Origin of the sequence: Streptomyces pactum, assembly GCF_002005225.1 — a bacterium.
GTDB lineage: Bacteria > Actinomycetota > Actinomycetes > Streptomycetales > Streptomycetaceae > Streptomyces > Streptomyces pactum_A.
Window position 1 is genome coordinate 4913157 of sequence record NZ_CP019724.1, and the last position, 13624, is coordinate 4926780.

A 13624-nucleotide genomic window follows, 5' to 3' on the forward strand; every position below is an offset into this window, starting at 1 on the left:
CGTCCGGGCGCCCTCCGTCCTCCGAGAGCCCCCGCAGGCGTCCACGGAGGACGCGGTCGTCCGCGGTCGTCCTCGGGCAAAAATCATGCAAGCGTGCTTGATTGTTACCGGTGCCCCTGCCATGCTCCACCCCACACCGCGCCGCACACCGCCGTGCCCGAGGGGAGCGCCCGTGTCCGACCCGACGCCCGTGATCGACGACCTGCGCGAGGAGAGCGAGGAACTCGACGCGCTGGTCGCCCGGCTGAGCCCCGGACAGTGGCGCCTCGCCACTCCGGCGCCCGGCTGGACGATCGCCCACCAGATCGCGCACCTGGCCTGGACCGACCGGTCCGCCCTGCTCGCCGTCACCGACGAGGACGGCTTCCGCGCCCTGGTGGAACAGGCCCTCGCCGCGCCCGACCGCTACGTCGACGACGGCGCCGAGGAAGGCGCCCGGCAGGCCCCCGCCGAGCTCCTGGCCGCCTGGCGGGAGGGCCGCGCCGCCCTCGACGAGGCGCTGCGCGAGTCGGCCCCGGGCACCCGCTTCCCCTGGTACGGCCCACCCATGGCCGCCGCCTCCATGGCCACCGCCCGCCTGATGGAGACCTGGGCCCACGGCCTCGACATCGCGGAGACCATCGGCGTGACGCGCCCGCCCACCGACCGCCTGAGGCACATCGCCCGCATCGGCGTCCGCGCCCGTGACTTCGCCTACGCGGCCCACGGCCGCACCCCGCCCGCCGAGCCGTTCCGCGTCGAGCTCACCGCCCCCGGCGGGGAGCTGTGGACCTACGGCCCCGAGGGCGCGGGGCAGCGCGTCACCGGCCCCGCCCTCGACTTCTGCCTCCTCGCCACCCAGCGCGCCCACCGCGCCGACCTCGCCCTCACCGCCGAGGGACCGGACGCCGACCGCTGGCTGGACATCGCCCAGGCCTTCGCGGGGCCGCCGGGGGCGGGGCGGAAGCCGAAGGGAACCCGGCAGTGAACGGGCCGCTCCGCATAGGCAACGCCTCCGGCTTCTACGGCGACCGCTTCGACGCCATGCGCGAGATGCTCACCGGCGGCCCCCTGGACGTCCTCACCGGCGACTACCTCGCCGAGCTGACCATGCTCATCCTGGGCCGGGACCGGCTGAAGGACCCGGCCGCCGGGTACGCCCGCACCTTCCTGCGGCAACTGGAGGAGTGCCTCGGCCTCGCCCACGAGCGGGGCGTCAGGATCGTCGCCAACGCCGGCGGGCTCAACCCCGCCGGACTCGCCGACGCCGTACGCGCTCTCGCCGAACGGCTCGGCATCCCCGTACGGGTCGCGCACGTCGAGGGCGACGACCTCACCGCCGGGCACCCGGGAGCGCTGGCCGCCCACGCCTACCTCGGCGGTTTCGGCATCGCCGAGTCCCTGCGGGCGGGCGCCGACGTGGTCGTCACCGGCCGGGTCACCGACGCCGCCCTGGTCACCGGGCCCGCCGCCGCGCACTTCGGCTGGGCGCCGGCGGAGTACGACCGGCTCGCGGGCGCGGTCGTCGCCGGACATGTGCTGGAGTGCGGGGCGCAGGCGACCGGCGGCAACTACGCCTTCTTCGAAGACGGTGACGTCCGCCGCCCCGGCTTCCCGCTCGCCGAGCTGCACGCCGACGGCAGTTGCGTCATCACCAAGCACGAGGGCACCGGCGGCTTCGTCGACGTCGGCACGGTGACGGCCCAACTGCTGTACGAGACGGGCGGCGCCCGGTACGCGGGGCCCGACGTCACCGCCCGGCTGGACACCGTACGGATCGCCCAGGACGGCCCGGACCGCGTCCGCGTCGAGGGCGTGCGCGGTGAGGCCCCGCCGCCCACCCTCAAGGTCGGCCTGAACCGTCTCGGCGGCTTCCGCAACGAGGTCGCCTTCGTGCTCACCGGCCTCGGTATCGAGGCCAAGGCCGCGCTGGTGCGGGCGCAGATGGAACCCGCCCTCGGCAAGGTCGCCGACGTCCGCTGGGACCTCGTGCGCACCGACCGGCCCGACGCCCCGACCGAGGAGACGGCCAGCGCCCTGCTGCGGCTCGTCGTCCGGGACGCCGACCAGCAGGTCGTCGGGCGGGCGCTGAGCGGGGCCGCCATCGAGCTGGCCCTCGCCAGCTACCCCGGCTTCCATGTGCTGGCGCCACCCGGAAAGGGCGCGCCCTATGGGGTCTTCGAGGACGTGTACGTCCCCCATGGCGCCGTCGACCATGTGGCCGTCCTACACGACGGGCAACGGATTCCCGTACCCGGCGCCCAGGACACCGCCGTACTGGCGGAAGTACCGGAACCACCGCTGCCGAAGCCGCTCCCGCCGGGGCCCGCACGCCGCGCCCCCCTCGGGCTCGTCGCCGGCGCCCGCAGCGGAGACAAGGGCGGGAACGCCAACGTCGGCGTCTGGGCGCGGACCGACGAGGCCTGGCGCTGGCTCGCGCACGAGCTGACCGCCGACCGGTTCCGGGAGCTGCTCCCGGAGGCCCGCGACCTGCCCGTCACCCGGCACACGCTCCCCAACCTGCGCGCCCTCAACTTCGTCGTCGAGGGCCTCCTCGGCGCGGGCGTCGCCGCGCAGGCCCGCTTCGACCCGCAGGCCAAGGCGCTCGGCGAATGGCTGCGCGCCCGCCACCTGGACATCCCGGAGGTTCTGCGGTGACCGTCTCGCCATACGTCCCGGAGGTTCTGCGGTGACCGTCTCGCCATACGTCCCGGAGGTTCTGCGGTGACCGTCTCGCCATACGTCCCGGAGGTTCCGCAGTGACCGTCCCGCCATACGTCCCGGGGAGCCTGCTGTGACCGTCCTCGCCTCCGCCCTCGACCCCTGTGCCCCCGACCACCGGGCCAACCACGAGGCGATGCTCGCCAGACTCGCCGACCTGGACGCCGAGCACGCCAAGGCGCTGGCGGGCGGCGGCGACAAGTACGTCGCCCGGCACCGGAAGCGCGGCAAACTCCTCGCCCGCGAACGCATCGAGCTGCTCCTCGACCCCGACACGCCCTTCCTGGAGCTGTCTCCGCTCGCCGCCTGGGGGAGCGAGTACACCGTCGGCGGATCGCTCGTCACCGGCATCGGGGTCGTCGAGGGCGTCGAGTGCCTGATCACCGCCAACGACCCGACCGTGCGCGGCGGCGCCAGCAACCCCTGGTCGCTGAAGAAGGCCCTGCGCGCCAACGACATCGCGCTCGCCAACCGGTTGCCCTGCGTCAGCCTGGTCGAGTCCGGCGGCGCCGACCTGCCCTCCCAGAAGGAGATCTTCATCCCGGGCGGTGCGATCTTCCGGGACCTGACCCGGCTGTCGGCGGCCGGCATCCCCACCATCGCCGTCGTCTTCGGCAACTCGACCGCCGGGGGCGCCTACATCCCCGGCATGTCCGACCACGTGATCATGGTCAAGGAGCGCGCGAAGGTGTTCCTCGGCGGGCCGCCGCTGGTCAAGATGGCGACCGGCGAGGAGAGCGACGACGAGTCGCTGGGCGGCGCCGAGATGCACGCGCGCACGTCCGGTCTCGCCGACCACTTCGCCGTGGACGAACCGGACGCGCTGCGCCAGGCCCGCCGCGTCGTCGCCCGCCTCAACCACCGCAAGGCACACCCCGATCCGGGGCCGGCCGAGCCGCCGAAGTACGACCCCGAGGAGCTCCTGGGCATCGTCCCCGGCGACCTCAAGTCCCCCTTCGACCCGCGCGAGGTCATCGCCCGGATCGTCGACGCCTCCGACTTCGACGAGTTCAAGCCCCTGTACGGCACGAGCCTGACGACGGGATGGGCGGCCCTGCACGGCTATCCGGTCGGCATCCTCGCCAACGCCCAGGGGGTGCTGTTCAGCGAGGAGTCGCAGAAGGCCGCCCAGTTCATCCAGCTCGCCAACCAGCGCGACATCCCGTTGCTCTTCCTGCACAACACCACCGGCTACATGGTCGGCAAGGAGTACGAGCAGGGCGGCATCATCAAGCACGGCGCGATGATGATCAACGCGGTCGGCAACAGCCGCGTGCCCCACCTGTCCGTCCTCCTCGGCGCCTCGTACGGAGCCGGCCACTACGGCATGTGCGGCCGCGCCTACGACCCGCGCTTCCTCTTCGCCTGGCCCAGCGCCAAGTCGGCCGTCATGGGCCCGCAGCAGCTCGCCGGCGTGCTCTCCATCGTCGCCCGCCAGTCCGCCGCCGCCAAGGGACAGCCGTACGACGACGAGGGCGACGCGGCGCTGCGCGCCATGGTGGAGCAGCAGATCGAGTCCGAGTCGCTGCCCATGTTCCTGTCCGGGCGGCTCTACGACGACGGCGTCATCGACCCGCGCGACACCCGGACCGTCCTCGGCGTGTGCCTGTCCGCCATCCACACCGCGCCCTACGAGGGTGCGCGCGGAGGCTTCGGCGTCTTCCGGATGTGAGGGGATCACCTTGATCAGCCCGACCTCGAACAGCCCGACCTCGAACAGCCCGACCTCGATCAGTCCGACCTCGATCAGCACCGTCCTCGTCGCCAACCGGGGCGAGATCGCCTGCCGGATCTTCCGCACCTGCCGCGAGGCGGGCATCCGGACGGTCGCCGTGTACTCGGACGCCGACGAGAACGCCCTCCACGCGCGCGTGGCCGACGCTGCGGTACGGCTGCCGGGCGCGGCCTCCGCCGACACGTATCTGCGCGGCGACCTGATCGTGAAGGCCGCGGCCGCCGCCGGCGCCGACGCCGTGCACCCCGGCTACGGATTCCTCTCCGAGCACGCCGGCTTCGCCCGCGCCGTCACCGACGCGGGCCTGACCTGGATCGGACCGCCGCCGCAGGCGATCGAGGCGATGGCGTCCAAGACGCGCGCCAAGGAACTGATGGGCATCGCGCCCCTCACGCACGTCACCGAGGCCGACCTGCCGGTCCTGGTGAAGGCCTCGGCGGGTGGCGGCGGACGCGGCATGCGCGTCGTACGGCGCCTCGCCGACCTCGACGCCGAACTGACCGCCGCGCGCGCGGAGGCGGCGAGCGCCTTCGGCGACGGCGAGGTGTTCGTCGAGCCGTACGTCGAGAACGGGCGCCACGTCGAGGTGCAGATCCTCGCCGACACCCACGGCACGGTGTGGGCGCTGGGCACCCGGGACTGCTCCCTCCAGCGCCGCCACCAGAAGGTGATCGAGGAGGCGCCCGCACCGGGCCTGGGCGCATCGCTCACCCGGGACCTGTACGAGCAGGCGGTGCGCGCCGCCCGCGCCGTCGACTACGTGGGCGCCGGGACCGTCGAGTTCCTCGTCGCGGACGGCAGGGCGCACTTCCTGGAGATGAACACCCGCCTCCAGGTCGAGCACCCGGTCACGGAGGCGGTCTTCGGCCTCGACCTCGTCGCCCTCCAACTCCGCGTCGCCGAAGGCCACGCCCTCGAAAACGATCCCCCGCGCGCGCGTGGCCACGCCGTCGAGGCCCGCCTGTACGCCGAGGACCCGGCGCGGAGCTGGGCCCCGCAGACCGGCCGCCTGCACCGCCTCACCGTGCCCGACGGCATCCGCCTGGACACCGGCTACACCGACGGCGACGACATCGGCGTCCACTACGACCCGATGCTCGCCAAGGCCGTCGCCCACGCACCCACGCGCGCGGAGGCCGTCCGCCGACTCGCCGGCGCCCTGGAACGGGCGGCGGTCCACGGTCCGGTCACCAACCGGGACCTCCTCGTCCGCTCCCTGCGCCACGAGGAGTTCACCTCCGCCCGGATGGACACCGGCTTCTACGACCGCCACCTGGCCGCCCTCACCGAGCCCGCCCACGACCCCCTCGTCCCGCTGGCCGCCGCCCTCGCCGACGCGAGCGCCCACGCGGGCCGGTTCGGCGGCTGGCGCAACCTGCCCTCGCAACCGCAGGTGAAGCGCTACGCCACGGCGGGCGGGGAGCACGAGGTCCGCTACCACCACACCCGCGCCGGCCTCACCGCCGAGGGCGTACGCGTCGTCCACGCCGACGCCCGGCTCGTCGTCCTGGAATCCGACGGCGTACGGCGCCGCTACGAGGTCGCCCGCCACGGCGACCGGATCCACGTCGGCACCGCCACCCTCACCGCCCTGCCCCGCTTCCCCGACCCCACCGCCCAGCACGCCCCGGGCTCCCTCCTCGCCCCCATGCCGGGCACGGTCGTCCGCGTCGCGGAGGGGCTGACGGAGGGCACGAGCGTCCAGGCCGGTCAACCCCTGCTGTGGCTGGAGGCGATGAAGATGGAACACAAGATCACCGCCCCGGCCACCGGCACGCTGACGGCGCTGAGGGCCGTACCCGGGCAGCAGGTCGCGGTGGGCTCTCTGCTGGCGGTGGTGCGAGCCGCCTAGGGGCGCGGGACCGCATGGAACACGCGGCTCGGCCGCGTGGGCGCGACCAGTCAGGACACACTCGCACTCGAGAAGGGGCCCCATGCCCACCATGATCGAATCCGAAGAGCACAAGTCCCTCCGCGCAGCGGTATCCACCTTCGCCAAGAGCCACCCGCGCACCCTCGGCGCCGACACCGAGCAGTTCTGGCAGGCCGCGGCCAAGCTCGGCTACATCGGCGTGAACCTGCCGGAGGCGTACGGCGGTGGCGGCGGCGGCATCACCGAACTCTCCCTGGTCCTCGAAGAGATGGGCGCCGCCGGCAACCCCCTGCTGATGATGATCGTCTCCCCGGCGATCTGCGGCACCGTCATCTCCCGCTTCGGCACCGAGGCGCAGAAACAGGACTGGCTCCCCACCCTCGCCGACGGAACCCGCATGATGTCCTTCGGCATCACCGAACCCGACGCCGGCTCCAACAGCCACCGCATCACCACGACCGCCCGCCGCGACGGCACCGACTGGATCCTCACCGGCCGCAAGGTCTTCATCAGCGGCGTCGACATCTCCGACGCCACCCTCGTCGTCGGCCGCACCGAGGACGCCCGCACCGGCAAGCTCAAGCCCTGCCTGTTCATCGTCCCCCGCGACACCCCCGGCTTCGAGCGCCGCCGGATCGACATGGAACTGAACGCCGCCGAGAAGCAGTTCGAGCTGACCCTGGACGACGTACGGCTGCCCGCCGACGCGCTCGTCGGCGACGAGGACGCGGGCCTCCTCCAGCTCTTCGCCGGGCTCAACCCCGAGCGCGTCATGACGGCGGCGTTCGGCATCGGCATGGGGCGCTACGCGCTCTCCCGCGCCCTGGAGTACGCCCGCGAACGCACCGTCTGGAAGACCCCCATCGGCGCCCACCAGGCCATCGCCCACCCCCTCGCCCAGGCGCACATCGACCTGGAACTGGCCCGCCTGATGACGCAGAAGGCGGCCCACCTCTACGACGCCGGCGACGACACGGGCGCCGGCGAGGCCGCCAACATGGCCAAGTACGCCGCCGGGGAGGCCTGCGTGAAGGCCGTCGACCAGGCCGTGCACACCCTCGGCGGCAACGGCCTCACCCGCGAGTTCGGGCTCGCCTCGCTGATAACGGCGTCCCGCGTGGCCCGGATCGCCCCGGTGAGCCGGGAGATGATCCTCAACTACGTCTCCCACCAGACCCTGGGCCTGCCCAAGTCGTACTAGGCCGCGCGTCGGCCCGAGTTGGAGGAACCGTGTTCCGCAGCGAGTACGCAGACGTCCCGCCCGTCGACCTGCCCATCCACGACGCCGTGCTCGGCCGCGCCGCCGAGTTCGGCGACGCCCCGGCGCTGATCGACGGCACCGACGGCACCACCCTCACGTACGAGCAGGTGGACCGGTTCCACCGGCGCGTCGCCGCCGCCCTCGCCGAGGCCGGCGTACGCAAGGGCGACGTCCTCGCCCTGCACAGCCCCAACACCGTCGCCTTCCCGCCGGCCTTCTACGCCGCCACGCGCGCGGGTGCCTCGGTCACCACCGTGCACCCGCTCGCCACGGCGGAGGAGTTCGCGGGGCAGCTCGGCGACTCGCGGGCCCGCTGGATCGTCACCGTCTCCCCCCTGCTGGACACCGCCCGCAGGGCCGCCGAACTCGCGGGCGGCGTCCAGGAGGTCTTCGTCTGCGACAGCGCGCCCGGCCACCGGTCGCTCATCGACATGCTGGTGTCCACCGCGCCCGAACCGTCCGTCACCGTCGACCCCGCCGAGGACGTCGCCGTGCTGCCGTACTCCTCGGGCACCACCGGCACCCCGAAGGGCGTGATGCTCACCCACCGGCAGATCGCCACCAACCTCGCCCAGCTCGAACCGCTGATGCCGGCCGCGCCGGGCGACCGCGTCCTGGCGGTGTTGCCCTTTTTCCACATCTACGGCTTGACCGCCCTCATGAACGCCCCGCTGCGGCTCGGCGCCACCGTCGTCGTGCTGCCCCGCTTCGACCTGGAGCAGTTCCTCGCGGCCATCCAGAACCACCGCATCACCAGCCTGTACGTCGCCCCGCCGATCGTCCTCGCCCTCGCCAAGCACCCCCTGGTCGCCGACTACGACCTCTCCTCCCTGAAGTACGTCGTCAGCGCCGCCGCCCCCCTGGACGCGAAGCTCGCCGCCGCCTGCTCGCGGCGGCTGGGCCTGCCGCCGGTCGGCCAGGCGTACGGCATGACGGAACTGTCCCCGGGCACCCACGTCGTCCCCCTGGACGCCATGAGCACCGCGCCGCCCGGCACCGTCGGCAAGCTCATCGCCGGCACCGAGATGCGCATCGTCTCCCTCGACGACCCCGGCGAGGACCTCCCCGCCGGTGAGTCCGGCGAGATCCTCATCCGCGGGCCCCAGGTCATGAAGGGCTACCTGGGCCGCCCCGACGCCACCGCCGCCGTGATCGACGAGGACGGCTGGCTGCACACCGGGGACGTCGGACACGTCGACGGTGGGGGCACCTCCCGCTCGAGCGAAGCCGAGAGTGGGGGAGGTTGGCTGTTCGTCGTCGACCGCGTCAAGGAGCTGATCAAGTACAAGGGCTTCCAGGTCGCCCCCGCCGAACTGGAGGCCCTCCTGCTCACCCACCCGGGCATCGCCGACGCGGCCGTCGTCGGCGCCTACGACGACGACGGCAACGAGGTGCCGCACGCCCACGTGGTGCGCCGGCCGGCCGCGCCCGGCCTCTCGGAGGGCGAGGTCATGATGTACGTCGCCGAACGCGTCGCCCCCTACAAACGCGTCCGCCGGGTCACCTTCACCGACGGCGTGCCCAGGGCGGCCAGCGGGAAGATCCTGCGGCGCGAGCTGAGGGAGCGCCGGTGACCCTGATCGCCCGCACGCGCGCGCGGGGCGTCGAAGCCCTCACCCTCGACTCCCCGCACAACCGCAACGCCCTCTCCGCGGCCCTCGTGGGCGACCTGGCCACCGCCCTCACCGAAGCCGGGGAGGACAGCGACGTCCGCGCCGTCGTCCTCACCCACGCCGGCAACACCTTCAGCGCCGGTGCCGACCTGCGCGACCCGCCCGACCCGGACGCCCTGGTCGGCCTGCTCCGGCAGATCGCCGAGCTGCCCAAACCCGTCGTCGCCCGCGTCACCGGGCACGTCCGCGCGGGCGGCCTCGGCCTGCTGGCGGTGTGCGACATCGCGGCGGCGTCCCCGGCGGCCACGTTCGCCTTCACCGAGGTACGCGTCGGCGTGGCCCCGGCCGTCATCTCCCTCCCGCTCCTGCCCCGCACCGACCCCCGCGCCCTCGCCCGCTACTGCCTCACCGGTGAACGCTTCGACGCCGCCGAGGCCGCCCGCATCGGCCTGGTCACCGCGGCGGGCGACGACGTGGACGCCGTACTGGAACCCGTGCTGGACGGTGTGCGTCGCGCCTCACCACAGGCTCTGGCCGAGACGAAACGGCTGCTCACGGCTAGGGTGCTGGAGGCCTTCGACCGGGACGCGGCCGGCCTGACCGCGCTCTCGGCCAAGCTGTTCGCCTCCCCGCAGGCCCGCGAGGGGATGACGGCCTTCCTCGAACGACGGGATCCGCAATGGGTGGTGTGAGCGGCGCCGTGCACACGGCCGACCGCACGGAGCGCGTTCCCAAGCAGGACCGCAGCCGGGCCACCCGGCAACGGCTCCTCGAAGCCGCCGTGGCCTGCCTCGCCGAACGCGGCTGGACGGGTTCCACGGTCTCCGTCGTCGCCGAACACGCCGGCGTCTCCCGGGGCGCGGCCCAGCACCACTTCCCGACCCGCGAGGACCTCTTCACGGCGGCCGTGGAGTACGTGGCGGAGGAGCGCTCGGTCGCGCTGCGGGCCCTGTTCCCCGAGGGCGCGGCGGCGGACGACCGCAGGGCCGTGGTCGCCGCCCTGGTGGACCTCTACACCGGCCCGCTCTTCCGCGCCGCCCTGCACCTGTGGGTGGCCGCCTCCAACGAGGAGCAGTTGCGCGGCCGGGTGACCGAGCTGGAGGCCCGTGTCGGCCGCGAGACCCACCGCATCGCGGTCGACCTCCTCGGCGCCGACGAGACCCGCCCCGGCGCCCGGGAAACCGTCCAGGGCCTCATGGACATGGCCCGCGGCCTGGGCCTCGCCAACCTCCTCACCGACGACGCGGGCCGCCGGGAACGGGTGGTCGAGCAGTGGGCCCGGCTGCTGGACGCGGCGCTGGACGGGACGCCGGGCTGACGCCGTGGGGGACCGTTTCCAGGTGATCGTGGACCTCGACGCGGGCGGGACCGACGCCGAGCGGCTCGCCCGGCGGGCGCTGGAGTGGCTGGTGGCGGAGGGCGTCGTCCTCGCCGAACGCACCCCGTGCGTCCTCGGGCAGCCGCTGGGGCACCCGCCCGGCCCGCACTGGCAGCGCGCGGTCGGTGACGACTGGGACTTCGAGCCCTGGGACGGACTCGCCGTCCACACCCGGCGTACCGGCTTCACCAGCGGCGCGGACCTGCCCGGCGCGGCCCTCTGCCCGCGCTGCGGGGCACCCGCCCCGCTGGACGACGACGCGACCTGGCGGCGCTTCCGCGCCGCCATGCGGGTCTGGCACGACACGGGCGCCGCGTCCGTCGGCTGCGCCGCCTGCGCCACCGCCGTCCCCGTCCCCGACTGGTCCTGGGACGAGGCACCGCTCGCCTTCGGTCACCTCGGTTTCGAGTTCTGGAACTGGCCCGAGCTCACCGACGGCTTCCGCGCCCGCCTGGCCGCGCTCCTGGACGGCCACCGCACGGCGTACGTCTGGGGCGCGTACTAGCGGGCGGGCGCGCCGTCACGGACCGAGCCGCTCCACCCGCCAGCCCCCGCCCGCCTCGGCCACGTACCGCAGCCGGTCGTGCAGGCGGTTCTCCCGCCCCTGCCAGAACTCCACGGCCCGCGGCACCACCCGGAACCCGCCCCAGTGCGGCGGCACCGGCACCTGCTCGCCCTCCGGGTAGCGCGCCGCCAGCTCGGCGTACGCGGCGTCCAGGGCGTCCCGCCCCGCCACCACCGCGGACTGGACGCTCGCCCAGGCGCCCAACTGGGAGCCGTGCGGCCGGGTCCGGAAGTACGCGGCGGTCTCGTTCCGCCCGGTACGCCGCGCGACGCCCGTCACGATCACCTGCCGGGCCATCGGATGCCAGGGGAACAGCAGCGAGACGTACGGGTTCTCGCCCAGGTCCCGCGCCTTGCGGGAGTCGTAGTTGGTGTAGAAGACGAACCCCTGCTCGTCGAAGTGCTTCAGCAGCACCGTGCGGGAGCCGGGCCGGCCCTCCGCGTCCGCCGTGGAGACGACCATGGCGTTCGGCTCGAACAGCCCGCCCTCCGTCGCGGCCTGCTTGAACCAGCGCGCGAACTGCTCCACGGGAGTCGCGGCCAGCTCGGTTTCCAGGAGCCCTTCGGCCCGGTACTGCTTGCGCATCGAGGGGAGATCGAAGGGGACGGGGGAGTCGGCTTCGCGATCGGTCACGTCGGCCATCCTGCCGCATCCGGGCCGGTGCCTCCGTGTCCTTTGTCACCCAGTGGCACTGAGTGCCGCGGGGGCTCCCCAAGCGTGGCACTCGGGGATATCGTGCTTGCTCCCGGTCCGGTTGGACGACCGCCGGCCGTACGGGGCGTCACAGGGGGACCGCCAGGACCGCGAGTCGACGACACGACCGTGGATCCGACGGACCCGGTGGGTCCATGGGGACGACCGCACCGCCCCCGCACCGGTCGCCACACGTCACGATCACGAGGAGCCGCCTGATGTCCGACTTCGTACCCGGGCTCGAGGGAGTCGTCGCGTTCGAAACGGAGATCGCCGAACCCGACAAGGAGGGCGGCGCCCTCCGCTACCGCGGCGTCGACATCGAGGACCTGGTCGGGCAGGTCTCCTTCGGCAACGTCTGGGGCCTGCTCGTCGACGGAGCCTTCAACCCCGGCCTGCCGCCCGCGGAGCCCTTCCCGATCCCGGTCCACTCCGGCGACATCCGCGTCGACGTGCAGTCCGCGCTCGCCATGCTCGCACCCGTCTGGGGCCTCGAACCCCTCCTGGACATCGACGCCGAGCAGGCCCGCGCCGACCTCGCCCGCGCCGCCGTCATGGCCCTGTCCTACGTCGCCCAGTCGGCCCGCGGCCAGGGCCGGCCCATGGTCCCGCAGCGCGAGATCGACAAGGCGAACTCGATCACCGAACGCTTCATGATCCGCTGGCGCGGCGAGCCCGACCCCAAGCACGTCGCCGCGGTCGACGCCTACTGGACCTCCGCCGCCGAGCACGGCATGAACGCGTCCACCTTCACCGCCCGCGTCATCGCCTCCACCGGCGCCGACGTGGCGGCCGCCCTCTCCGGTGCCGTGGGCGCCATGTCCGGCCCGCTGCACGGCGGCGCCCCCTCCCGCGTCCTGCACATGATCGAGGAGATCGAGCGCACCGGGGACGCCGAGGCCTACGTCAGGAAGACCCTCGACGCCGGCGAACGCCTCATGGGCTTCGGCCACCGCGTCTACCGCGCGGAGGACCCCCGCGCCCGCGTCCTGCGCCGCACCGCCCGCGAACTGGGCGCCCCGCGCTTCGAGGTCGCCGAAGCCCTGGAGAAGGCCGCCCTGGCGGAACTCCACGCCCGCCGCCCCGACCGCGTACTGGCCACCAACGTCGAGTTCTGGGCCGCGATCATGCTGGACTTCGCCGAGGTCCCGGCCCACATGTTCACCTCGATGTTCACCTGTGCCCGCACCGCCGGCTGGTCGGCCCACATCCTCGAGCAGAAGCGCACCGGCCGCCTGGTGCGCCCCTCGGCCCGCTACGTGGGCCCCGGCTCCCGCGACCCGCGCGAGATCGAGGGCTACGCCGGCATCGTGAACTGACCTCCAGGGGCCCGTGCACGCAGACGACCCGCGAGTCTGGTTCCTCCACTGGAGGGGCCGGCCGGACGTACCGGCGACTCGCGGGTCGGGTGACTGCTCGGGATTGGGCCGGCTGCGCGCGCTGTCACGCGCTGGTCCGGCACCGCACTGAGTGTGGTGGCGGGCCGCTAGCCCGCAGCCACCTCTTCCGTCCGGTATTCATACATCTGCCGAACCACCTCCCTTCTGAAGTAACAGCCACATTAGGAAGCCGTCCGGGCTCGTTCAACCCCTTTTTTTCTCCGCACCCGCCCCCGAGCGCGTCCATCCGGTGAGAACATCTGCCGCGGACCGACGACGCGCGGGTGAGGGGCACCATGAGCGACTACGGGCAAGGGACGGGGCCGCGGCGCGGAAGCGGCGAATGGGTCGCTCCGCGGCTCGCCCACCCCTCATGACGGGGGCGTATGCCGGGTTTCCGCGGTACAACGATTTCCGCAATCTTGCG

At 73.5% G+C, this 13624-nt stretch carries 11 protein-coding genes; 10 read left to right on the plus strand and 1 reads right to left on the minus strand.

Annotated features, from left to right (window positions below):
• Positions 1-172: 172 nt before the first annotated feature.
• From B1H29_RS20930 to B1H29_RS20970, 9 genes are all read left to right on the plus strand, one after another.
• Positions 173-967, plus strand: coding sequence for a TIGR03084 family metal-binding protein (locus tag B1H29_RS20930; protein WP_055417471.1), 795 nt, complete (start codon positions 173-175; stop codon positions 965-967).
• A complete protein-coding gene (locus B1H29_RS20935; protein ID WP_079160355.1) occupies positions 964-2637 on the plus strand; it encodes an acyclic terpene utilization AtuA family protein in 1674 nt (557 codons plus the stop codon). Before B1H29_RS20930 ends, B1H29_RS20935 begins: the two co-directional genes overlap by 4 nt.
• A gap of 136 nt (positions 2638-2773) precedes the next feature.
• Entirely contained in the window at positions 2774-4372 is a 1599-nt protein-coding gene (locus B1H29_RS20940; RefSeq protein ID WP_055417470.1) for an acyl-CoA carboxylase subunit beta, read from the plus strand.
• A 13-nt stretch (positions 4373-4385) separates the two neighbouring features.
• Entirely contained in the window at positions 4386-6287 is a 1902-nt protein-coding gene (locus B1H29_RS20945; protein WP_409350904.1) for an acetyl/propionyl/methylcrotonyl-CoA carboxylase subunit alpha, read from the plus strand.
• 82 nt (positions 6288-6369) lie between these two features.
• On the plus strand, positions 6370-7509 hold the full coding sequence (locus B1H29_RS20950) for an acyl-CoA dehydrogenase family protein (RefSeq protein WP_055417469.1): 1140 nt from the start codon (positions 6370-6372) through the stop codon (positions 7507-7509).
• 29 nt (positions 7510-7538) lie between these two features.
• Positions 7539-9143: a 4-coumarate--CoA ligase family protein gene (locus B1H29_RS20955; protein WP_055417468.1), complete on the plus strand. Its 1605-nt coding sequence runs from the start codon at positions 7539-7541 to the stop codon at positions 9141-9143.
• Positions 9140-9874 carry an enoyl-CoA hydratase family protein gene (locus B1H29_RS20960; protein WP_055417467.1) on the plus strand — a complete coding sequence of 245 codons (735 nt, stop codon included), beginning with the start codon at positions 9140-9142 and terminating at the stop codon, positions 9872-9874. Before B1H29_RS20955 ends, B1H29_RS20960 begins: the two co-directional genes overlap by 4 nt.
• Positions 9862-10500, plus strand: coding sequence for a TetR/AcrR family transcriptional regulator (locus B1H29_RS20965; protein WP_199832300.1), 639 nt, complete (start codon positions 9862-9864; stop codon positions 10498-10500). The genes B1H29_RS20960 and B1H29_RS20965 overlap by 13 nt, the downstream gene beginning before the upstream one ends.
• A 4-nt stretch (positions 10501-10504) precedes the next feature.
• Positions 10505-11065 carry a hypothetical protein gene (locus B1H29_RS20970; protein ID WP_055417466.1) on the plus strand — a complete coding sequence of 187 codons (561 nt, stop codon included), beginning with the start codon at positions 10505-10507 and terminating at the stop codon, positions 11063-11065.
• 15 nt (positions 11066-11080) lie between these two features.
• Here the strand turns inward: B1H29_RS20970 and pdxH are convergent, their stop codons facing one another.
• A complete protein-coding gene (gene pdxH / locus B1H29_RS20975) occupies positions 11081-11767 on the minus strand; it encodes a pyridoxamine 5'-phosphate oxidase (RefSeq protein WP_079160356.1) in 687 nt (228 codons plus the stop codon).
• Between the two features lie 269 nt (positions 11768-12036).
• On the opposite strand from pdxH, the gene B1H29_RS20980 reads away from it, so the two are divergent.
• Entirely contained in the window at positions 12037-13137 is a 1101-nt protein-coding gene (locus B1H29_RS20980; protein WP_055417465.1) for a citrate synthase 2, read from the plus strand.
• The last annotated feature ends 487 nt before the right edge of the window (positions 13138-13624 follow it).